Consider the following 21791-nt stretch of genomic DNA (forward strand, 5'->3'; position numbering starts at 1 on the left):
CCATGCAGACGAAAATACCGTGCGTCATGATGCGAGGCGGGACCTCGCGCGGACCGTTCTTTCTTGCCTCCGACCTTCCGGCCGATCCGGCGCGGCGCGACGAGGTGCTGCTGGCCGCCATGGGGTCGCCGCATTCCTACCAGGTGGACGGCATCGGCGGCGCCACGCCGTTCACCAGCAAGGTCGCCATCATCAGCCCCTCGCGGCGTCCGGGCATAGACGTCGACTATCTGTTCGCCCAGGTCCTGGTGAACGAACGCATGGTCGACACGCGCCCGAACTGCGGCAACATCCTGGGCGCGGTCGGCCCGTTCGCCATCGACGCCGGACTGGTGCCGGCGCAGGGCGACGAGACGACGGTGCGCATCTTCAACGTCAACACCCAGGCCGAAGTCCACGCCATCGTACAGACGCCGGGCGGCTCGGTGACCTACTCCGGCGACGCGGCGATCGACGGCGTGCCCGGCACCGCCGCCCCGGTCAAGCTGAATTTCCGCAGCGCCATCGGTTCCATCACGGGCAAGCTGCTGCCCACCGGCCGGCCGCTGGACGTGATCGACGGCATCGAGGTCAGCTGCGTGGACGTCGCCATGCCCATGGTGCTGTTCTCGGCGACGCAACTGGGCAAGACCGGCCATGAAAGCGCCGAGGAGCTCGATGCCGACACCGCCCTGATCGCCAGGATGGAAGCCATCCGGCGCAAGGCGGGCGAATTGATGGGCCTGGGCGACGTCAGCGGATCGGTCGTGCCCAAGATCGGGCTGCTGGCCGAACCGCAGCACGGCGGCACGATATCGTCGCGTTACTTCGTGCCCTATTCCTGCCACCGCGCGCACGCCGTCACCGGCGCCTTGTGCGTGGCCTCGGCCTGCGCCGTGCCGGGCACCATCGCGTCCCGGCTCTCGGGCCTGGACAGCGCACCGCCGCAAGGCGTGGTGCGCATCGAGCATCCGTCCGGCACGATCTCCATCGACCTCGACGTGGACCTGGTCAGCGCCACGCCGGTCATCCGCCGCGCCGCGGTGATACGCACCGCCCGCCGGCTGTTCGAGGGCAGCGTGCTGATTCCGTCCGAGGTCTGGCAGGACGGTTGACCGCGCGCGTCCGCGCGCACGGCCCCGCCTGAAGGTCCCCACGGGGCCCTGCCGGCGGGGCCGTTTTCATTTCGTGGTGGTACAGTCCACATATCTGCAACATCGTGTTACCGCCCGTGCCCCGGCGCGCAGTCCGGGGCACGCCGCGCCGCTTCACCATGACCGATCTTCCCCTTTCCGCACCGGTCCTCGTCGTCGAAGACGAGCCCTCGATGCGACAGCGGATCCTGCGTCTCCTGACCGGGCTCGGCTACCCCTCCGGCACGCTGGTCTCGTGCGCTTCGCTGGCAGAGACCCGCTTCCACCTCGACAGCGACGTCCGCTTCGCGCTCGCGCTGATCGACCTCGGCCTGCCCGACGGCAACGGCCTGGACCTGATCGAGGCGCTGCACGCGCGCGGCCATGGGACCGCGATCCTGGTGATCTCGGCCTGCTCCACCGAAGACATGATCCTGGCCGCACTGAAGCTGGGCGCCACCGGCTACGTCCTCAAGGAACGCGACGACCAGGAAATCGCGATGTCCCTGCGCAGCGCGCTGCGGGGCGGCGCGCCCATCGACCCGTTCATCGCCCGGCGCCTGCTGGCGCTGCTGCCTGCCCCCGCGTCGCCGCCCCGGGCCCAGGCCGAGGCGACGCTCAGCAAGCGCGAGCTGGAAATCCTCGAACTGGTCGCCCAGGGCCACACCAATCGAGAGATCGCCGAGCAGTTGTTCGTCTCCCCCCACACCGCCGCATGCCACATCAAGAACATCTACCGGAAACTGGCGGTCACGTCCCGCACGCGCGCGATCCACGAAGCACGTTCGCTTGGCTTGCTGTAGTCCTGGCGCTCTGGCTGTGGCTGCCGGAGACGGCCCGCGCGGACGCATGCCGCCCGGCGATTTCCTCCATCAGCGCCGCCCGCGCGAACGAGTCCCCGGACACGCCGCCCGCCACGGGCTGGGAGGCCGTCGCCCTGCCCGACATCTGGTCGACGCGCTGGCCCGGCCACGACGGCACGGTCTGGTACCGCGTCGAATGGACGCATTGCCCCGGCCAGCCCGTGGCGCTGTTCCTCGAATATCTTTCGATGGCGGGCGCGGGACGGCTCAACGACGACCCGCTCTGGGCAGACGCCAGCCTGGTCGAACCCCTGACGCGCAGCTGGAACCTGCCGCGCTATTCCCTGCTGCCGCCCTCGGCGCTGCGCGCCGGCATCAACACCTTGTGGATCAGGGTGGCGGGCTACGACCTCTACAGTTCCGGGCTGGGCGGGGTGCACATCGGCCCGCCCGACGAGGTCCGTCCGCGCTACGAACGAGAATGGCTGCTGCGGCGCGTCCTGCCGCAGGCCAACCTGATCATTTCGATCACGCTGGGCTGCTTCTTCCTGATGGTCTGGCTCCTGCGGCGCAACGAGCAGGCCTACGGATGGTATGCGCTGACGTCGCTGGCCTGGCTGCTGTTCGGCCTGAACTCGGCCGTCACCTCCCCCTGGCCGTTCGCCACCACGCACGGCTGGTCCACGTGGATCACCCTGGTCTTCACCATCTATTGCAGCGCCTTCTCGATGTTCGCCTGGCGGTTCGGCGGCCAGCGCTTCCCCCGCCTGGAAAAGGCGCTGTGGACCGTCACGGGAGCGGTGTGCGCGGCGCTGCTGGCACTGGGGCCGGCCCAGCCCAAGGCCGTGTTCTACCTGGTGGCGGTGGGCTATGCCGCCGTGTTCGTCGGAACCTGCGTGCAATTCCAGTTCCGCGCCGCGCGCACGCGCCAGCCCGAGCACCTGTTCCTGGCGGCCTGCATGCTGGGTTTCCTGGTGGCTGCCATCCACGACATCCTGGCCTTCCTGCGCATCATCGACGACGTGCACGGCTACACGGCCGCCACCGCGCCGCTGATCATGATAGGCATGGCCCTGGTCCTGGCCTGGAGCTTCACCTCCACCCTCGGGCGCGTGGAGCGGTTCAATCGTGAACTGGCCGACCATGTCGAGGAAGCCCGGCGGGAACTCGCCCATACGCTGGGCCGGCAACACGAGCTGGAAGTGGCCAACGCCCGGCTGAGCGAACGGCTGCGGATTTCCCACGACCTCCACGACGGCCTGGGCAGTTCGCTGGTACGGTCCATCGTCATGGCGGAAAAGGGCGACGCCACGCTGCCGCCGCAGCACTACGTGTCGGTCCTGAAAAGCCTGCGGGACGACCTGCGACAGGTCCTGGACCACAGCTTCGCGGCGGTCGCGGCGACGGCGGCCTCGCCCGCCGACTGGATCGCGCCGTTGCGCCGCCGCTTCGGCGACCTCTTCGACGATCAGGGCGTCCGGTGCGTCTGGCGAGTCGCCCCGGAATGGCCCGCGGAACCGGATACGGCCCGCCTGCTCGCGCTGGCCCGCTTCCTGGAGGAAGCCTTGACCAACGTGATCAAGCACAGCCGCGCGAATACGGTCGCCGTGACCCTGGCCGATGCCGGCAACGGAGCCCTGGAACTGAGCGTCGAAGACGACGGCGCGGGATTCGACGTCGAGCTGGCGGACCGGTCGATGGTCGGCATCGGGCTGCGCAGCATGCGGGCGCGCATCGCGCGCATCGGTGGGCGTCTGGCGGTCGAATCGGGCATGGGCGGCACCCGCCTGCGAGCCCACCTGCCTGCGGCGGCTCCATAGCTTTTTCCACTGCGCCCCATTCACATATACGATTTTCCAAACCGCGGCGGCGCTCTTAACATCACGTCTGCAACAGTCCAAGGAGACCCGCGCATGTTGTGGAAGCGCCTATCCATCCATCTCGGGGTCGCGGCGGCCCTGCTGGCCTGGCTCTCGTCGCCGGCGAACGGCGCCAGCCTGGATGCCCGGCTGCGCGCCGCCGCCGAACGCGGAACCGCCGCCGAGATCCGGGCCCTGATCAGCCAGGGAGCGGACATCGAAGCGCGCGATGCCGCGGGCGCCACACCCCTGCTCGCCGCCACCCACCGCAACAACGTGGACGCTGCCCGCGCTCTGATCGAAGCGGGCGCCGACGTCAACGCCAAGGACAAGATCAACGACAGCCCCTATCTGTATGCGGGCGCGCGGGGACACGACGAGATCCTGCGAATGACGCTGGCGCACGGTGCCGACCTGAAAAGCACCAACCGCTACGGCGGCACGGCGCTGATCCCCGCCGCCGAGCGCGGCCACGTCGAGACGGTCCGCACGCTGATCGAGGCGGGCGTGGACGTGAACCACGTCAACAACCTGCACTGGACCGCGCTGCTCGAAGCCATCATCCTGGGCACGGGCGGCGCCCGCCACACGGACATCGTGCGCCTGCTGGTGGATGCGCATGCCGACGTGAACCTGGCCGACGGCAACGGCGTCACCCCGCTGCAGCATGCCCGCCAGCGCGGGTTCACCGCCATCGAACGCATCCTGCTGCAGGCCGGCGCGCGCTAGCCGCGCCGGTCAGAACTCGGTCTGCCGGCCCGGATCCGGCACGTCCCGGCGCATGCCGGCGCTGGCCTGGCGCACCGCCGCCAGGAAGCGCCCATGCGTGTCGTTCTCGCCGCTGTCCTCGCGCACGATGGCCGCGATGGGCGGCAGGCTCCAGGCGATGGAATACGGAACGATGGCCACGCCCGCCACGTGCACCAGTTCCTCAGCGATGTCGGCGGGCAGCAGCGAGACCGCGCGCTCGGAAGCGGCGATGATCTCGCCGATGAGCTTGGCGGAATAGCCCTCGGTGACAGGCACGGGTGGCGTCACGCCCGCCTGGATGAACAGGCCGGCGACCTGCTCGCGCAGCGCGGTGCGGGGCTCTCCCAGGACCCAGTCGAGTTCGGCCAGCCGCGGCCATGATAGCGGCGCCCGGCCCAGTTGCGCCGCCAGGCGCCGGTTGCTGATCAGTCGGGCCTGCTGGCGGTACAACGGCTCGAACACCAGGCCTTGCAGGTCCAGCGTGGGGCTCGCCCGCGCGATGACCACGTCCAGCGCATGATCGCGCAGTTCCCGCAGCAGGCTTTCGCTCGTGCCGTCGTGGATACGCACGGCCAGCCGCCTCGGCCCCGCCTGGACGGCGGATACGGCTTCGGCCACCAGCCGCCCGGAGACGAAGGGCGTCACCCCCACGTGCAGGCGGGCGGCCAGGCCCGCGCCGGACGCTTCCATGTCGCGCACCAGATGCCCCAGGTCCTGCAAGATGGCCCGCGCCCGCCCCGCCACGACCCGCCCGATGTCGGTGGGCGCCATGCCCCGCGCCGTGCGGACGAACAGCGGCACGCCGAACATGGACTCCAGTTCCGACAAGGCGTTGGTCACCGCCGGCTGGCTGGTCGCCATCAGTTCGGCCACCCGCGTCAGGGAGCCGAGCCGGTGGACCTGCACGATCAGTTGCAGGTGGCGCATCTTCAGCCGCGAAACCAGCCGGCGGACGACGTCATCGGAGGGAAATGCGGAATCCGGCATATCTGCGGCAGCCAAGATATCAGCTAAACATTATGGATACATCGTCAATCAGAATATTTCAATGATAACCGCCGCCTAGAATGCCTGGATCTTGACGCAACCCTGTGCCCGCTGGCACGGAAGGACAGGAAGATGAGCACCACGATTCGCCAGGCCGCCCTCGACTATCACGAGTTCCCCGTTCCCGGAAAAGTGTCGGTCTACCCGACCAAGCCGCTGGTCACGCAGCGCGATCTCGCCCTGGCCTATACCCCGGGCGTCGCCGCCGCCTGCGAGGAAATCGTCGCCGACCCGGCCAACGCCTTCCGCTACACCGCGCGCGGCAACCTGGTGGGCGTGATCTCCAACGGCACCGCCGTGCTGGGCCTGGGCAACATCGGCCCGCTGGCCTCCAAGCCGGTCATGGAAGGCAAGGCCGTGCTGTTCAAGAAATTCGCCGGCATCGACGTGTTCGACATCGAGATCGACGAGACCGACCCGGACAAGCTCGTGGACATCATCGCCTCGCTGGGTCCGACCTTCGGCGGCATCAACCTCGAGGACATCAAGGCGCCCGAGTGCTTCGCCGTCGAGCGCAAGCTGCGCGAGCGCATGACGATCCCGGTCTTCCACGACGACCAGCACGGCACCGCCATCACGGTCAGCGCCGCGTTCATCAACGGCCTGAAGGTGGTCGGCAAGGACATCGCCCAGGTCAAGGTCGTGACCTCCGGAGCGGGCGCCGCGGCGCTGGCCTGCCTGGAACTGATGCTGGACCTGGGCCTGCCGCGCAAGAACATCTGGGTCACCGACATCGAAGGCGTGGTGTACGAAGGGCGCACGGTGCTGATGGACGAACAGAAGGCGGCCTTCGCGCAGCGGACGGACGCCCGCACGCTGGCCGAGGTCATCGCCGGCGCGGACGTGTTCCTCGGACTGTCGGCTGGCGGCGTGCTCAAGCCCGGCATGGTGGCGTCCATGGCCCCCCGGCCGTTGATCCTGGCGCTGGCCAACCCCACGCCCGAAATCCTGCCCGATGCGGCCCACGCCGTGCGCGACGACGTGGTCATGGCCACGGGACGCTCGGACTTCCCCAACCAGGTCAACAACGTCCTGTGCTTCCCCTACATCTTCCGGGGCGCGCTGGACGTGGGCGCGTCCACGATCACGCGCGAGATGGAGAAGGCCGCGGTCCACGCCATCGCCGCCCTGGCCGAGGAAGAACAGAACGAGGTGGTGGCTGCCGCGTACGGCACCTACGACCTGCGCTTCGGCCCCGACTACCTGATCCCCAAGCCCTTCGACCCGCGCCTGATCGTTCGCATCGCGCCCGCCGTGGCGCGCGCCGCCATGGACTCCGGCGTGGCCACGCGGCCGATCGCCGACATGGACGCGTACGCCGAGCAGCTGCAGCAGTTCGTCTACCGCTCCGGCGCCTTCATGAAGCCGCTGTTCGCCAACGCCAAGCGCTTCGTGCGCGACGGCGGCAAGGCACGCATCGTGTTCACCGAGGGCGAGGACGAACGCGTGCTGCGGGCCGTGCAAGTAATCGTGGACGAGGGCCTGGCCAGGCCCATCCTCGTCGGCCGGCCCGCGGTGCTGCTCGCGCGGATCGAGAAATTCGGGCTGCGCCTGCGGCTGGGGCAGGACGTCGAGGTGACCAACCCCGAGTTCGACGAACGCTTCCACCAGTACTGGACGACGTATTGGGAAAAGATGTGCCGCCGCGGCATCACCAAGGAAATGGCCCGCGTGGAGATGCGTCGCCGCATGACGCTCATAGGCGCCATGATGGTCCACCTGGGCGATGCCGACGGCATGATATGCGGTACCGTCGGCGCCTACCACGACCACCTGCGCTTCGTGGACGAGGTCATCGGCCGGCGGCCCGGACACGGTGTCTACGCCGCGATGAACATCCTGCTGCTGAACGAACGGACCATCGCGCTGGTGGACACGCACGTCAACGACGACCCCAGCGCCGAACAGATCGCCGAATACACGCAGGCGGCGGCCGAGGCGATGCGCCGGCTGGACCTGGTCCCCAAGACCGCGCTGCTGTCGCGCTCGAACTTCGGCTCGGGCAGCTCGGCCTCGGGCGGCAAGATGCGCCGCGCGCTGGAACTGCTGCGCGAACAGGCCCCCGACCTGGAGGTCGATGGCGAAATGCACGGCGACTGCGCGCTGGACGAGGCCCTGCGGCTACGCATCCTGCCGTCCTCCACGCTGAAAGGCGAGGCCAACCTGCTGGTCTGCCCCAACGTGGACGCGGGCAACATCGCCTACAACCTGCTCAAGACCGCGGCCGGCGGCAACGTGGCCGTGGGGCCCTTCCTGCTGGGCGTGAACGCGCCGGTGCACATCCTGACGTCCAGCGCGACGGTCCGCCGCATCATCAACATGACCGCCCTCGCGGTGCTGGGCGCCAACGCCGGCCTGGGCTAGCGTACCGGCCGCGGGCCTGGAGCCTTATCGGGCCAGGGGCGCGGCGGCCAGTACCGGCCGCCGCCAGAACCCCCTGAACACCACCAGCGCCGCCCCCAGCAGCAGCATCGCGCTGGCCGCAAAGACGCCGTGCGCGCCTCCCGCGTCGAACACCACGCCGCCTGCGGCCGCGCCTACGGTGATGGCCAGTTGCACGGCCGCCACGATCAGCCCGCCGCCGCTCTCGGCCTCGTCGGGCACGACCCGCGTCAACCAGGTGGACCAGGCCACCGGTACCGCGCCGAAGGCCATGCCCCACAGCGCGACCAGCACGGCCGCGATCCAGGGCAGCGTCCCCGTGGCGGCCAGAACCAGGCCGATGCCGCCCATCGCCAGCGGCATCAGCAGCAGCGTCATGCGCAGGCTGCGCTGCAGCAGCAGGCCCGACAGCGACGTGCCGACGAAATTGGCCACGCCGAATCCCAGCAGCATGGCCGACAGGCCGTTGGGCGGACAGGCCCGCGACACGCTGGCCAAGGCCTTGTCGGGTCCCGGGGAGGCGCCCGCCGCCAGCAGCGCGGCCGAAGGCATGGCCCGGGCCAACGCGCGCCGCATCACCCGCTACGAAAGCAACAACTGGACGATCTCGGGCGCGCGCACCGCGTCGGGCAAGCCCATCCTGTCCAACGATCCGCACCGGGCCCTGTCCATGCCCTCGCTGCGCTACATGGTGCACCTGAACTCGCCGGGCTGGAACGTCATCGGCGCGGGCGAGCCGGCGCTGCCCGGCGTGTCCATCGGCCATAACGAACGCATCGCCTTCGGCCTGACCATCTTTTCCTTCGGCGACGAGGAAGACCTGTACGTCTACGAGACCAACCCCGCCAACCGCGACGAATACCGCTATCAAGGCAAGTGGGAAAAAATGCGCCTGGTCGAGGAGACGATCAAGGTGCGGGGCCAGGCCGACGTGAAGGCGACGATCAAGTTCACTCGCCACGGCCCCGTGCTGCACGAGGACGCCGCCCGCGGCAAGGCCTACGCCATGCGCGCGGCCTACCTGGAGTTTCCCGGCACCGCCGCCTACCTGGCCAGCCTGCGCCTGAACCAGGCGCGCAACTGGGACGAGTTCACCGCCGGCATGGCCCGCCACTACACCCCCGGCGAGAACATGGTGTATGCCGACGTGGACGGCAACATCGGCTGGTTCGGCGGCGCGCTCGCCCCCATCCGGCCCAAGGCCGGATGGTCGGGACTCCTGCCCGTCCCGGGCGACGGCAGCTACGAATGGGACGGCATCCTGCCGGGCGCCTCGCTGCCGCGCGTGCTGAACCCGGCCAAGGGGTTCTACGCCACGGCCAACGAGTACAACGTGCCGGACGACTATGCGCGCAAGGACATGTCGGCACGCGAATGGTCCGATCCCAACCGGGTCCAGCGTATCGGCGAAGTCCTGGGCGGCGCGCGCGGCCTGACCGTGCAGGACACCGTCAAGCTGCAATACGACGACCTGTCCATCCCCGCGCGCGACCTGATGGGCCTGGCCGCATCGTTGTCCTCGCCCGAGGCCGAGGTGGCCGACGCGCTGCAGCGGCTCAAGGCCTGGAACCATCGCATGTCGGCCGATTCGGTGGCCGCCACCATCTATGAGTTCTGGCAGTACGTCATCGTCGCCAAGGTCTCGGACCTGTACGTGCCGGCCGCCAGCCGGGCCACGTTCGGCGACCTGGACAAGCGGCTGGTGATGAACAAGCTACGGGCACCGGACGCGGCCTTCGGCGCCGAACCGGTAAAGGGCCGCGACACGCTGCTGCTCGATGCGCTCAAGGAAGGACTGGCCAATCTGAAGGAGATCCTGGGCAACGATCCCGCCGGGTGGAAGTGGGGCGACCTGTTCCACATCAAGTTCGACCACCAGCTGGCGGCGCTGCTGCCGGCCGACCAGCGCGCCGCGCTGGCGACCGAGCGGTATCCGATGAGCGGCAACATCGAGACCGTCTACCTGGGCGCCTATGGCGCCGACTTCCGCAAGATCCACGGCGCGTCCTACCGGCAAGCCATAGACGTGGGCAACTGGGACAACTCGCTGGCCATGAACGTGCCGGGCCAGTCGTCGGATCCCTCCAGCCCCTACTACAAGAACCTGCTGCCGCTGTGGGTCAAGGGGGAGCTCTTCCCCATGGCATTCAGCCGGCAAAAGGTCGAGAGCCTGAAGGCGGAGAGCGTCACGCTGCAGCCGGCGCGTTGAGCGGCACGGGGCGCGGCCGCCACGGCCGCGCCCGCGGGGCTTTCCTCGTCGCCAGGAACCGGACTCCTCGGCACATCCCATCAGGAGGCCGTGCGGCTGTGAACCGCCAGCAGGTGGCGCACCGAGGGCCGCTCCGGTCCCCGGTGAAAGCGCAGGGCTTCCTCCTGGACATCGGCATCGGCCTTCGAAACCCGCTTGTGCTGGCGCAGATGCTCGGCCCATGACTCCACCTGGAACCATTCCAGCATGAGCCCCGGCCGGGCCGCATCCTCGGTCACGCCCCAGGCATAGGCGCCATCGCGCCGCCGTTCGGCCGACAGCCGCTCCAGCGCGCGCAGGAAAGCCGCCCGGTCCGCGGGATCGATCCGGTATTCGACCAGGATCAGCACCGGCCCCCTGTCGTTCTCCACCGGTGCGGCCGTCAAGGGCTCGGGCCAATGGTTCGAGGGCACGAGGTCGGCCTCGCCCTTGGGCAGCTTGAGCAGATGCGACACCACGCCCACGATCACCAGTCCCGCGGCGCCCGCCAGCAGGGCGGCGGGCACGCCCACCCATTCCGCCACGGCGCCCCAGGCCAGGCTGCCCGCGGTCATCGCGCCGTTGAACACGGTCAGGTAGACGGCCAGCGAACGGCCGCGCACCCAGTTCGGCAGGATGGCCTGCGCCGTGCCGTTCAACGTGGTCAGCGCGGTGATCCACGCCGCCCCCAGCACCAGCAGTCCGACCACCGCCAGCCACTGCGGCGGCGCGAAGGACAGGCCCGCCATGACGGCCGCCGTCACCAGCGCCGCGGCCAGCAGCAGGCCATCGGCGTCCAGCCTGTCGCGCAGCATGGGCATGACCACGGCGCCGCCTATCGCGCCCAGGCCCACGGCCCCCAGCAGGATGCCGTAGAACCCCGCCCCGCCGCCCAGCAGCCCGCGCGCCACCAGCGGCAGCAAGGCCCATACCGAACTGGCCAATGCGAAGAAGCAGAACGCGCGCACCAGCACGACGTGCAGTTCGCGGCTGGCCCGCGCATAGCGCAATCCCGCCCGGAACGCGCCCAGGAACTGCTCCGACAGTTCGTCGCGCGGCGTGGGTGGCCGGCGCCACCACAGCAGCGCGGCGATCACGAAGGCATAGCTGATGACGTCCACGCCATAGGTCACCGCGCCGCCCAGGCTCGCCAGGATCAGGCCGCCCAGCGCGGGACCGATGGCGCGCGCGATGTTGATGCCGAGCGAGTTCAGCGCCACGCCGTTCTTGATGTCCTTCTTGTCCACCAGCTCGGGCACGATGGCCTGCCACGTGGGCCCCATCAGCGCCGCGCCGATGCCGCCGAGGAAGGTCAGCGCGACCAGCGAGCCGATCGTCTGCATGCCCCAGGCCGTCAGCAGCATCAGGCCGACACTGACGCAGGCCAGCAGAACCTGGATCGCGATCAGGAATTTGCGCCGGTCCAGGATGTCGGACAGCACGCCGGCCGGGATCGCCAGAAGGAAGATGGGCAGCGTGGCGGCGGCCTGCACCATGGCGACCGCCGTGGGCGAGGTCGACAGGTCCGTCATCAGCCAGGCACTGGCCACGTCACGAATGAAGCTGCCGGTGTTGCCGATGATCGTCGCGCCCCACAACACGGCGAACAGCTTCTGCTTCAGGGGCCCGAAGCCGCCCCGGGAAGTGCTCTTGACCGCTTCGCTCACGTCGCGTCCTCCTCAGACCGCCCAGCAGGAACAGCCCAGCGCTCCGAAGAAGCCCCGGGCATCGGACACGGGCAGCTTCGATGCCCAGGCCCTGGCATGCTCGTGCCCATGCAGGCCGCAGGCTTGCGCGCAGCCGCACGCGGCCACCCGGCGGTAGCCCAGCGAATGGCGGCCGGCGCCCTCGGGCTCGGCCCAGGCGGCATAGCCGCCGAACAGGCGAGTGGGAGACCAGTCCGGCATCGGCGGCGGCAGGGGATTGTCGTCCAGGCCGGCGAATCCGCCCGCGCCGTACACGACACGGCCGCCCACCATGGTCAGCTCCGAGGTCAGGAAGGAAATCTCGTCCTCGGCGCAGGCGAAGAAATCCTTGTCGAGCACGATCAGGTCTGCCAACTGCCCTGGGGCGATGCGGCCCCGCCGCCCTTCCTCGTTCGAGAACCAGGCCACCTTCTCGGTCCACATGCGCAGCGCCGTCTCGCGATCCAGGCAATTGCGCCGGGGATACAGCGACAGCCCACCCACCGTCTTGCCGGTGATCATCCAGGCCAGCGACACCCAGGGGTTGTAGGACGCCACGCGCGTGGCGTCGGTGCCCGCCGACACCTTCACCCCCTTTTCCAGCATGCGGGCGATGGGCGGCGTGGCCTCGGCCGCCGCGGCGCCGTAGCGTTCGACGAAATACTCGCCCTGGTAGGCCATGCGATGCTGCACGGCGATCCCGCCGCCCAGCGCGGCGATGCGGTCGATGGACCGGTCCGAGATGGTCTCGGCGTGATCGAAGAACCAGTTCAATCCCTTCAGCGGGATCTCGCGGTCGACCTTCTCGAACACGTCCAGCGCGCGCGAGATGGTCTCGTCGTAGGTCGCATGCAGGCGCCAGGGCCAGCGATTCTGCGCCAGGATGCGCACCACCTCCTCCAGGTCGCCTTCCATCTGCGGCGGCATCTCGGGACGATGCTGGCGGAAATCCTCGAAGTCGGCGGCCGAGAACACCAGCATCTCGCCCGCGCCGTTGTGGCGGAAATAGTCGTCGCCCTGCTTGTACTGCACGCTGGAGGTCCAGTTCAGGAAATCCTCCTTTTCGTGCTTCGGCTTCTGCGTGAACAGGTTGTAGGCCAGGCGCACCGTCAACTCGCCGTCGTCGGCCAGCTTCCGGACCACCGCGTAGTCGTCGGGGTAGTTCTGGAAACCACCGCCGGCGTCGATCACGCCCGTCACCCCCAGGCGGTTCAGCTCGCGCATGAAATGCCGCGTGGAATTCACCTGGTAGTCGAACGGCAGCGTCGGGCCCTTGGCCAGCGTGGCATACAGGATCTGCGCGTTCGGCTTGGCCAGCAGCAGCCCCGTCGGATTGCCCTGGGCGTCGCGGGTGATTTCTCCCCCCGGGGGCTCGGGCGTATCCTTGGTATAGCCCACCGCGCGCAGCGCCGCGGCGTTCAGCAGCGCGCGGTCATACAGGTGCAGCAGGAACACCGGTGTGTCGGGCGCCGCCGCGTTGATCTCGGCGATGGTCGGCAGGCGCTTCTCGGCGAACTGGTGCTCGGTGAAGCCGCCCACCACGCGCACCCACTGCGGGGGCGGCGTGATCGCGACCTGCCGACGCAGCATGTCCATCGCGTCGGCCAGCGAACGCACGCCGTCCCAGCGCAGTTCCATGTTGAAGTTCAGTCCGCCGCGTATCACGTGGGTATGGTTGTCGATCAACCCGGGCAGCACGCTCCGGCCGCCCAGGTCGATGATGCGGGTCGCCGGCCCGGCCAGGGCCATGACTTCCCGATCGTCGCCCACGGCCAGGAAGCGCCCGTCCTTGACCGCGACGGCGGTAGCCGACGGATTGGCCCGGTCCAGCGTGGTGATGCGGCCATGCCGCAGGATGACATCGGCGGTGGTGGCGCTCATGATTGCTCCTCGGTGGTGGACCTGGGTGACCGCCGTGCGCGGCCGGGAGCCGGCACACGCGCGGAGGTTTACCTGGCCGGGTTGGGACCGATCCGCTCGCCGTGCTGGACGCGCTCCGCGCCATTGTGCACGTGGGTGATGGCATAGTCGATGCCCATGCCGTAGGCGCCCGAATGTTCCTTCACGATGCCGGTCACGGCGTCATAGGTCTCCTTGCGGGCCCAGTCGCGCTGCCATTCCAGCATGACCTGCTGCCAGGTCACCGGCACCGCACCCGCCTGCACCATGCGGTCCATCGCGTACTTGTGCGCATCCAGCGACGTACCGCCCGAGGCATCGGCCACCATGTAGATCTCATAGCCGCCCTCCTTCATCGCGCACAGCGCGAAGGTGGTGTTGCAGACCTCCGTCCAGAGCCCCGACACGACGATCTTCTTGCGCCCGCTGGCGGCCAGCGCGTCGCGCACGTTCTGATCGTCCCAGGAGTTCATCGAGGTGCGTTCGAGAATCTTGTTCTGCGGAAACACCGCCAGCAGCTCGGGATAGGTGTTGCCCGAGAAGCTGTCGGTTTCCACCGTGGTGATGGTGGTGGGGATATCGAAAACCCTGGCCGCCTTGGCCAGCGCCACGACGTTGTTCTTCAGGACCTGGCGGTCGATCGACTGCACGCCGAAGGCCATCTGCGGCTGCTGGTCGATGAAGATGATCTGGCTGTTCTGCGGGGTCAGGACGTCTAGATAATGAGACATGGCGGTTCTCCGTTGGGGAAACGATCAGGAAATGTGTCAGCCGGCCACGTCCACGAGGACGAGTTCGGTATCTTCGATGGCGGTCAGGCGTATCACGTCCTCGTCCCGGATCGCGGCGCCGTCCCGCGCCCGCAACTCCACGCCGTTGACGTCCACGCGGCCCGTGGCCGGCACCAGGTAGCCGTAGCGGCCGGCTCCCAAGCGGTACTCCGCGGTCTCGCCCGCCTTCAGCGTGGCGCCGGAAACCCGCGCATCGGCACGAATGGGCAGGGCATCCTCGTCCCCCTGCATACCGCTGGCCAGGGCGACGAACTGACCCGAACGGTCGCCCTTGGGAAACGGCTTGGCACCCCAAGACGGCTGGCCGCCACGGCTGTCCGGAAAGATCCAGATCTGGAAGATGCGGGTCACGCCGGGCTCCAGGTTGTATTCCGAGTGCCGGATGCCCGAGCCCGCGCTCATGACCTGGACGTCGCCCGCCTCGGTACGGCCGCGGCTGCCCAGGCTGTCCTGGTGGGTGATGGCGCCTTCCCGGACATAGGTGATGATTTCCATGTCGGCATGCGGATGCGGCGGGAAGCCGGTGCCCGGGGCGATGGTGTCATCGTTCCAGACGCGCAGCGCGCCCCAGTTCATGCGGGCCGGGTCGGCATAGCCGGCGAACGAGAAGTGGTGCTTGGCATCGAGCCATCCGTGGTTGGCACCACCCAGGCTCTCGTAGGGACGACGTTCGATCATGATGTTCTCCGCTTTCGTTGCTTCGATGAAGAGAACTATAGAAACTTGCCGACATGATTGAAATAGAATTAATTGAAAACCATACTTTCCATTTTTTAGGTCAACATATCCACACGCCGGAAACGCATCCATGAGCCGACTCCCCGACCTGGAAGCCTGGGCCATCTTCGCCAAGGTGGCCGAAACCGGTTCGTTCGCCCGGGCCGCGGCCGAACTGTCGCTGTCGCAGGCCACCGTCTCCAAGGCCGTCTCGCGCCTGGAAGGGCGGATGAAGACCGTGCTGTTCCATCGCACCTCGCGTCGCATCTCGCTGACGGAAAGCGGACTGGCCGCCCTGGAACGCGCCTCGCGCATTCTGGAAGAAGGCGAGGCCGTCGAATCCGAAGTGACCGAGCAGTCCAGCAGCCCGCGCGGACCGATACGGATGACGGCCCCCATGTCCTTCGGCATCTCGCACGTGGCGCCGGTGCTGCCGGCGTTCATGGCGCGCTATCCCGAGGTCACCCTGGACGTGCACTTCAGCGACGAACAGGTCGACCTGATCGAGAAGCGCTTCGACCTGGCGCTGCGCATCTCCACGCTGGCCGACTCCAGCCTGCTGGTGCGCCGGCTGTGCACCGTGCGCATCCTGCTGGTCGGCTCCCCCGCCTACTTCGAGCAGCACGGCCGGCCCCGGCACCCGCGCGAACTCGCCGGGCACCGCGCCCTGCAGTACGCCTACGCGCGCGGCGGATCGAGCTGGCGCTTCCGCCATGCCCGTCATGGCGAATTCACCCAGGCCATGCCCACGCCGCTGCGGGTGAACAATGCCGAGGCGCTGGCGCCCGCCTTGCGCGCGGGCGCCGGCCTGGCCCTGCAGCCGGAATTCCTGGCCTGGCAGGACCTGCAGTCGGGCGCGCTGGAAACGGCCATGGACGACTGGCAGGTGGACCCCATCGCGCTGCACCTGGTCACGCCGCCCGGACGCGGCAGGCCGGCACGCGTGCAGGCGCTGATGGAGTACCTGACGGCGCACTTCGTCGGCGAACCGTGGGCACGGGCCATCGACTGACCCGGCCCGCCGCGTCATCGGCCCAGGCGGCCGACACATGCCTGACACACGCGCCGACGATCATTCCCGCGGGCGCGAGGTCCATACAAAGGAGAAAACCATGGCATGGCTGAAGATCGCGGCGCTGGGCGCGGCGTGGGCGGTGGTCGGAGCGGCGCAGGCCGACGTCCCGACATCGCGGGAATACAAGGTGTTGCTCAAGCCCGCATTGTTCGCGGACCACCCCAAGAACGCATCCAACGCGTACCTGGCCGACCTGAAGGCCGCGCTGGCCTCCGCCGGCTTCGACCGCAGCATCGACGGCAGCTTCGCCAAGGACAAGGAGCGCACCGTGCGCTTCTACGACTCGCCGGGCAGCTGCCAGCTGCGTGCGCAGTCCTATTCCTTCCGCGAACGCGTCAGCGACAAGCGCGAATCCACGCTGAAGTTCCGCTCGACCTCCCAGTCCGCGGCCGCGGGCGTCACCATCACCGGCAGCGAATCCGGCGCCGACTCCAAGTTCGAGATGGACAAGACCGCCTCGGCCACGGCCTATTCCCGCTCGACCAAGCAGAACTTCTCGAGCGGCAAGAACCTGAACAAGATGAAGGACGTCACCGACCTCTACCCCGTCGCGACCGGCCTGGACATCGTGCGGGACGACCCGCTCGTCGTCGTGGGTGGCCTGTCGATCTGGGAAAAGACCTACGACGGCCCGGACAGCGACCTCGGCCAGCAAGGGGCCGATTTCACCGTCTCGCTCTGGTACCTCAACGAGAGCGACACCACGCCCGTCGTGGCCGAAGCCTCGTTCACGGTCGAGGCCAGCGGCGGCGACTTCACCAACAAGGTCACCCAGCGCTCCGAGCTCATCTTCAACACCATGACCCAGATGAGTTCCTGGACGGCGCCCACCGCCATTCCGAAGACGAACTGGGTCTATCAGTACAACCCGTCGTTCTGCTCGAGCGGCCAGGGCGCGGAAATCGAAGCGTCGGCCACGGCGCAGCCGTTCTGATTGCCGGCGCCCCGGCACGAACCGGGGCGTCCGAGCTCGCGCGCAACGATGTACCGGCCGCGGCGGCTCCGGCTGCGGCAAGCTCGGCCGGCCAGCCCGAGGGGAGACGCTGACCGGCCACGGATCGGCGCTCAGCGCCCGCGCGGACAGGTCATCGACGCCCGGTTGTCGCCGTTGAACACCAGGTCCAGTTGCGGCACGCCGGTCTGCTTCACCGCATAGCGTCCGCTCGCGTTGGACAGCGGCCCGGTGAAGCTGACGCGTCCGTCCTTCAACTGATAACTGCCGCCCTTGGCACCCACCGCGTACTGGCCGCTCTTCTGCACCACGACGTCGGTATACGCGTAGTTCAGCTGACCGGCATCGAAGGTGTAGCAGGTGTACTTGCCGGGGGCGATGTCGGCGGCCTGCGCGGGAGGAGGCGCGCTCTGCGCCGGGGCCTGGACCGGGGCGGGCCGCCAGCCACGGCGCATGTCGTCCAGCGACTTGACGATGACCGGCGCCTGCTTGTCCAGCGTATCGAGCGTCGCCGCCGGGCAGGCCCCCTGGGAAAAACCTTTCTGGTTCGCGATGCCGGCGATGCGGGCCGATTCGTCGCGCATCGCCTGTTCGTAAGCGCGCCGCAGTTTGTCACGCTGCGACGAGGACAGGCCGGCCGCCCCTATCAATCCGTCCAGTGCCCGGACGACCGGGCCCGCATCCCGCTTGCAGAAGTCCAACGCCGCCTGGACCTGCGCGGTCTGCGTATTGGCGCTTTCGAGCATGCCCAATGGGTCGGGATCCGCCGCCAGGCTGGCTCCGGCCATGGCCAGGCCACAGACTAGCGGGATGATGCGAGGAAAAACGTTCACGGGAAGTCTCCGCAGTTCTTGTTGGCATATGGCCGGCAAGTCCGTGCATCGATCTTCCATGCTCCCCCGCACGGTCGGACTCCGGCCGCGGGCAAGCGTACCATCACCGTGCCGGGAACCGAAGCGCGCAACCGCCAGGGACTGGTAGACTCCCTCATCCTCCGGTCTTCCCAGGAGCCGTTCCATGCGCCAGGCCATCTTCGGCGGGGTGCTCGTCCTCATCGTGCTTGCCGCCTGGGCCAGGCAGCAAGGCTGGATCGCGCTGCCCGACAGTCTCATGCAGGCCCTCCTGCTATGCCTGCCGCTGGCGTTTCTTCCTCTGTACCTGCAAGGGCTGCGCGAGGGGGAACTCGTCATTCCGCCGCGCACCATCCGGCGCCGGGAAACGCCCCTGCTGTTCTGGTTCGTGGCTGTGTTCCAGGCCGTCCTCGTGCTGACACTGCTGGCGTACCTGGCCGTCCAGTTGCTGGACAGCCTGGCGGCTGGATGAGCCGGCGGGATGCCGGCTCGGACCTTCCTTCTGTCCTACTCTCGCGGCACCGTGGCGGCCGGTATCCGGACCTCCACAGGCTGGGCCTGCCCCGACCCATTCGGGACCTGCAGCGTCACCGTACCGCCGGCCGGCCGCATCCGCCGCGCCCGCTCCACCAGATCGGGACTCGATGACTTCTGGGCCAGCCCAGCCAACCGGGGCATCGGCGAGGCCACCGCTTCGACGAAGGTCACTTCGCCGTCGTAGCTCTTGAGGCCCGGTGGAATGGCCGTCGCATCCGGCATCAGGATCTCGGTCGCCTTGGCCGTGAGCGTGGTCGTGGCCCGCGCCGGGCCCAGCACCTTGAAGCGGATGTTGCCCAGCGGCACGGTTCCGATGGGCTGCGTGAGCGACGTGCCGTTGACCATCACGATGTGCAGGACGTTGCCGTCCTTGCGCCATTGAACCGCCGGCGTGACGCGGCCGGCCGCGACGGGATCGATGGCCAGGATCTCCAGCGCCGCCGGATCGTAGGTAACCGTGGCATGGGCCGCCCCTACCGCGTGGGTGCCGGAGAACACGGCCACTTGTATGGCGCCTTCGGCGCCGGTCACGGCCGTCACCGAAGGATCGACGAAGAAGGCATCGCCGACGAACTGGGCATGCGCGGTGCCACTCATGGCTGCCGCCAGCGGCAGACCGGCCAACAGGGACCGGAGGATGAACGAACGAATACGCATGTCATTGCACCTCGATGATGAATCGCTTGGTCACGCCCGGGGTCAGGTCGCTGCCGGACAGGGAATCCCCGCCCACCACCCTCGCATTACTGCTGAAGGTGATGAAATAGGTGCCGACTCCGTCCGGCGCGGCCAGGCCGCGCATCAGCACTTCGGTCTGCCCCCCCGGGATCGGCACCGAAGCGGAAACGCTGCGCACCGGCGCACTGCTGGTCAGTACCGTCTGGCCGGCGACGATGACCTCGAAGATGTCGTCCAGCGCTGAACCGTTGTCTCCCATGGTGATCAGGACGTCCGACGTGCTGCACCCGACGATCTCGGTCGCCTTGCCCAATCCGTCGCACATCGGCCACGACGCCTCCAGCGTGGCCGTGCTGACCGAAGTGGGCGACGCGCTCGGGCAGTTGTAGTTCGCCGTCCCGTCCGAGTTGAAGCTGTAGCTGCCCTTGTCCGCGCTCAACGGCATCAGGACGCGATTCGCCGGCATCGTGGCCCGGCCCGCCGGCACCACCGCGCAGCGGTTGGTCACGAAACTCTCGATTGCGCCCATTACGCCGGCGGCGTCCAGCGCATTGCCGGCGGCATCGGCCAGGCCATCCAGCAGCTTCACGTAGAGATCCTCCGCATATTTCGCGAAGAAATCCGCCAGCGTGCGAGCCGCCGTATTGCTGCGCAGGATGCCCGCGACCACGCGCTTGCCGATGATCTGCTTGACCAGGTACCCCGCCCCCTGGCTGGCACCCATGCCGCACAGATGCTGCAGTCCGATGAAAGCCACTTCCGGCTTGACCAGCGCCGACTCGCCCGGCTTCAGGCTGAGCGGACTCACGGTCAGGTACAGCTTGGGATCGATGGGCTTGACGATCTCGCCCAAGGTGGACGCCACCGACAGCGTCGCGCTGATCGGCACGCAGAACTTCACGAACGCCGCCACGGCGCCGATCTCGATGGCGGGACCGTCGGCGGGGATCACCGCGCCCGCGATGAAGATGGTGGCGGTGACCGCGCTGCAAGCCGCGCTGGCGATCGACGAGGCCTCGCCCAGCATGTCGGCGGTCTTCTTCAGCCGGCAAAGCTCGGGCAGCACGAAGTCGCAGATCTGGTCCGGCGAGATGGCGGCCGCCATGGGGCCGGCCGCGGCGTTCGCGGACACCTTGCCCAGCACCTCCTGGCTCTGGGCCTGGAACTCGCGCATGCCGTTGGCCAGCAGCGCTTTCTGGAACACCTTGGCCAGCGTGTCGCCATTGGGCCCGGCCAGCACGCGCTCGAGCTCCAGCCTGGCGTTGCCGAAGGCGCTGCGGCCGGCGGCCGCGACCTTGCGCAGTTGCTCGGCGTCCTGCGCGCTCAGGCCGCTCGGCTCGGCCACGATGGCATCGTGCTGCGCCTGCATCAGGCGATCGATCCGATCGAAGAAAGCGCGAACGTCCTGGGCCGCAGGCACCGCCGGCTGGAGCGGCGCCAGCAAGTCCAGCGCCAGGGTCTCGCTGGCCGCGCCGTTGACCGACACGACGACCTGCGCCTGCGCGTTGCGTGCCAGGCCGGCCGGAACGAGGAACGACGCGTAGCCCGGCAGCATGCGGAATACCTGGGGCGAGGCGACGCCGTCCACCTTGATGGCCACCTGGGCTTCCGGATCCAACAGCGCCGGCGACACCATCGCCACCACGGCTCCCGGATAGGCCTGGGGATTCAGCAGGGCCGACGGCAGTTCCTGGCCGGCGGCGGCCGCCTGCATGGCCAGCGCGACATCGGCGTCGTCGACCTTGCCGTCCAGATTGATGTCGGCACGCGCGACCTGGATCTCGTCCAGCGTGTTCAGGCCCCCGACGTACTGGCCCAGGCGCATGGCGTCGACCAGGCCGGGCTTCGCATTGCCGGCGATGTTGCCGATCTTCGAGGGAATGCCGAATTCGGCATACGGCGAGTTACCGGCATCCATCACCACGACTGCGGCGCTGGCCTCGGCCACGGACTGACCGCCCGAGATGGCCTGCACGGTGGCCGTTACCGGGCCCGCCTTGCCGAAGGACGCCGAGACGCGCTGCCCCGTGGCTCGCTGTCCATCGCTGAACGTCCAGCGGTATTGGTCGATCTTCGTGCCGTCCGTCACGGCGGCGACACTGAAGCCTACCGGCTTGCCCACCGACACATTGCTGCGATCGGCTTGAACTTCGATCACGGCCTTGCTGCTTGATGCCGGAGGCGGCTCCTCGCCGCCCGGCTTGGCGCCGTCGCCGCCGCAGGCGGCCAGCGTCAGCACGATACTACCCGCCAGCGTCCACCATAGACGGCGAACGCCGGTGCTCATCGATCCCTTCATAGGATCCCCCCGGTATGTGTTGCGGTTTGTTTTCGGTGTTCTGGCAATACCCCTGCCATCGCACGTAAAAGTACCCGCTTTCTCGTAACTCTTTGAATTTAGATGCTACAAGAGGTAGCAAGCGCTA

At 68.4% G+C, this 21791-nt stretch carries 16 protein-coding genes and 2 pseudogenes; 9 read left to right on the forward strand and 9 right to left on the reverse strand.

The annotated features are described in order from the left end of the window. The first annotated feature begins 2 nt into the window (after nt 1-2). The 4 genes from R4823_RS21475 (at nt 3) to R4823_RS21490 (ending at nt 4503) form a co-directional block, all read left to right on the forward strand. On the forward strand, nt 3-1094 hold the full coding sequence (locus R4823_RS21475; RefSeq protein ID WP_087837976.1) for a 4-oxalomesaconate tautomerase: 1092 nt from the start codon (nt 3-5) through the stop codon (nt 1092-1094). A gap of 158 nt (nt 1095-1252) precedes the next feature. Further along, nucleotides 1253-1915: a response regulator transcription factor gene (locus tag R4823_RS21480; protein WP_087837808.1), complete on the forward strand. Its 663-nt coding sequence runs from the start codon at nt 1253-1255 to the stop codon at nt 1913-1915. Next, a complete protein-coding gene (locus tag R4823_RS21485) occupies nt 1828-3735 on the forward strand; it encodes an ATP-binding protein (RefSeq protein WP_338616072.1) in 1908 nt (635 codons plus the stop codon). Before R4823_RS21480 ends, R4823_RS21485 begins: the two co-directional genes overlap by 88 nt. Nucleotides 3736-3828: 93 nt before the next feature. After that, on the forward strand, nt 3829-4503 hold the full coding sequence (locus tag R4823_RS21490) for an ankyrin repeat domain-containing protein (RefSeq protein ID WP_087837810.1): 675 nt from the start codon (nt 3829-3831) through the stop codon (nt 4501-4503). Between the two features lie 9 nt (nt 4504-4512). Here the strand turns inward: R4823_RS21490 and R4823_RS21495 are convergent, their stop codons facing one another. Next, the gene (locus R4823_RS21495) at nt 4513-5511 is read right to left on the reverse strand and encodes a LysR substrate-binding domain-containing protein (protein WP_279817546.1); all 999 of its coding nucleotides are present in this window, start codon (nt 5509-5511) and stop codon (nt 4513-4515) included. Between the two features lie 132 nt (nt 5512-5643). On the opposite strand from R4823_RS21495, the gene R4823_RS21500 reads away from it, so the two are divergent. After that, the gene (locus tag R4823_RS21500; RefSeq protein WP_087837812.1) at nt 5644-7935 is read left to right on the forward strand and encodes an NADP-dependent malic enzyme; all 2292 of its coding nucleotides are present in this window, start codon (nt 5644-5646) and stop codon (nt 7933-7935) included. A gap of 24 nt (nt 7936-7959) precedes the next feature. On the opposite strand, the pseudogene R4823_RS21505 reads toward R4823_RS21500, so the two are convergent. Next, nucleotides 7960-8421, reverse strand: a pseudogene (locus R4823_RS21505) (MFS transporter); the annotation flags it as partial. Here R4823_RS21505 and R4823_RS21510 point away from each other — a divergent pair. Continuing rightward, nucleotides 8417-10162: pseudogene (locus tag R4823_RS21510) on the forward strand (penicillin acylase family protein); the annotation flags it as partial. The pseudogenes R4823_RS21505 and R4823_RS21510 overlap by 5 nt on opposite strands. Nucleotides 10163-10242: 80 nt before the next feature. Here the strand turns inward: R4823_RS21510 and R4823_RS21515 are convergent. From R4823_RS21515 to R4823_RS21530, 4 genes are all read right to left on the reverse strand, one after another. Then, entirely contained in the window at nt 10243-11847 is a 1605-nt protein-coding gene (locus tag R4823_RS21515) for an MFS transporter (RefSeq protein ID WP_087837814.1), read from the reverse strand. A gap of 12 nt (nt 11848-11859) precedes the next feature. Further along, on the reverse strand, nt 11860-13746 hold the full coding sequence (locus R4823_RS21520; RefSeq protein ID WP_087837815.1) for an amidohydrolase: 1887 nt from the start codon (nt 13744-13746) through the stop codon (nt 11860-11862). Nucleotides 13747-13814: 68 nt separating this feature from the next. Next, entirely contained in the window at nt 13815-14495 is a 681-nt protein-coding gene (locus R4823_RS21525; RefSeq protein ID WP_087837816.1) for a hydrolase, read from the reverse strand. Nucleotides 14496-14531: 36 nt separating this feature from the next. Then, nucleotides 14532-15233, reverse strand: coding sequence for a pirin family protein (locus tag R4823_RS21530; protein ID WP_087837817.1), 702 nt, complete (start codon nt 15231-15233; stop codon nt 14532-14534). Nucleotides 15234-15363: 130 nt separating this feature from the next. On the opposite strand from R4823_RS21530, the gene R4823_RS21535 reads away from it, so the two are divergent. Together R4823_RS21535 and R4823_RS21540 are read left to right on the forward strand one after the other, a co-directional pair. Next, nucleotides 15364-16284 carry a LysR family transcriptional regulator gene (locus R4823_RS21535; protein WP_087837818.1) on the forward strand — a complete coding sequence of 307 codons (921 nt, stop codon included), beginning with the start codon at nt 15364-15366 and terminating at the stop codon, nt 16282-16284. Nucleotides 16285-16384: 100 nt separating this feature from the next. Next, complete coding sequence (locus R4823_RS21540; RefSeq protein WP_087837819.1) at nt 16385-17281, forward strand: hypothetical protein; 897 nt, start codon at nt 16385-16387, stop codon at nt 17279-17281. A 131-nt stretch (nt 17282-17412) separates the two neighbouring features. Here the strand turns inward: R4823_RS21540 and R4823_RS21545 are convergent, their stop codons facing one another. Further along, nucleotides 17413-18132 carry a hypothetical protein gene (locus R4823_RS21545; RefSeq protein WP_087837820.1) on the reverse strand — a complete coding sequence of 240 codons (720 nt, stop codon included), beginning with the start codon at nt 18130-18132 and terminating at the stop codon, nt 17413-17415. 184 nt (nt 18133-18316) lie between these two features. On the opposite strand from R4823_RS21545, the gene R4823_RS21550 reads away from it, so the two are divergent. Next, on the forward strand, nt 18317-18622 hold the full coding sequence (locus R4823_RS21550) for a hypothetical protein (protein WP_087837821.1): 306 nt from the start codon (nt 18317-18319) through the stop codon (nt 18620-18622). 35 nt (nt 18623-18657) lie between these two features. Here R4823_RS21550 and R4823_RS21555 read toward each other — a convergent pair whose 3' ends face one another. Next, the gene (locus R4823_RS21555; RefSeq protein WP_087837822.1) at nt 18658-19344 is read right to left on the reverse strand and encodes a cohesin domain-containing protein; all 687 of its coding nucleotides are present in this window, start codon (nt 19342-19344) and stop codon (nt 18658-18660) included. Between the two features lies 1 nt (nt 19345). Continuing rightward, nucleotides 19346-21652 (reverse strand): PKD domain-containing protein, encoded by a 2307-nt coding sequence (locus tag R4823_RS21560; RefSeq protein ID WP_087837823.1) that lies wholly within the window; start codon nt 21650-21652, stop codon nt 19346-19348. Between the last annotated feature and the right edge of the window lie 139 nt (nt 21653-21791).

The sequence above is a fragment of the Pigmentiphaga sp. CHJ604 genome (assembly GCF_036972535.1).
GTDB classification, from domain to species: Bacteria; Pseudomonadota; Gammaproteobacteria; order Burkholderiales; family Burkholderiaceae_B; genus Pigmentiphaga; species Pigmentiphaga daeguensis.

Coding starts and splice junctions, on each gene's coding strand:
- R4823_RS21475 (WP_087837976.1), top strand. CDS start 3: ATGCAGACGAAAATACCGTGCGTCATGATGCGAGGCGGGACCTCGCGC.
- R4823_RS21480 (WP_087837808.1), top strand. CDS start 1,253: ATGACCGATCTTCCCCTTTCCGCACCGGTCCTCGTCGTCGAAGACGAG.
- R4823_RS21485 (WP_338616072.1), top strand. CDS start 1,828: ATGCCACATCAAGAACATCTACCGGAAACTGGCGGTCACGTCCCGCAC.
- R4823_RS21490 (WP_087837810.1), top strand. CDS start 3,829: ATGTTGTGGAAGCGCCTATCCATCCATCTCGGGGTCGCGGCGGCCCTG.
- R4823_RS21495 (WP_279817546.1), bottom strand. CDS start 5,511: ATGCCGGATTCCGCATTTCCCTCCGATGACGTCGTCCGCCGGCTGGTT.
- R4823_RS21500 (WP_087837812.1), top strand. CDS start 5,644: ATGAGCACCACGATTCGCCAGGCCGCCCTCGACTATCACGAGTTCCCC.
- R4823_RS21520 (WP_087837815.1), bottom strand. CDS start 13,746: ATGAGCGCCACCACCGCCGATGTCATCCTGCGGCATGGCCGCATCACC.
- R4823_RS21525 (WP_087837816.1), bottom strand. CDS start 14,495: ATGTCTCATTATCTAGACGTCCTGACCCCGCAGAACAGCCAGATCATC.
- R4823_RS21530 (WP_087837817.1), bottom strand. CDS start 15,233: ATGATCGAACGTCGTCCCTACGAGAGCCTGGGTGGTGCCAACCACGGA.
- R4823_RS21535 (WP_087837818.1), top strand. CDS start 15,364: ATGAGCCGACTCCCCGACCTGGAAGCCTGGGCCATCTTCGCCAAGGTG.
- R4823_RS21540 (WP_087837819.1), top strand. CDS start 16,385: ATGGCATGGCTGAAGATCGCGGCGCTGGGCGCGGCGTGGGCGGTGGTC.
- R4823_RS21550 (WP_087837821.1), top strand. CDS start 18,317: ATGCGCCAGGCCATCTTCGGCGGGGTGCTCGTCCTCATCGTGCTTGCC.
- R4823_RS21555 (WP_087837822.1), bottom strand. CDS start 19,344: ATGCGTATTCGTTCGTTCATCCTCCGGTCCCTGTTGGCCGGTCTGCCG.
- R4823_RS21560 (WP_087837823.1), bottom strand. CDS start 21,652: ATGAGCACCGGCGTTCGCCGTCTATGGTGGACGCTGGCGGGTAGTATC.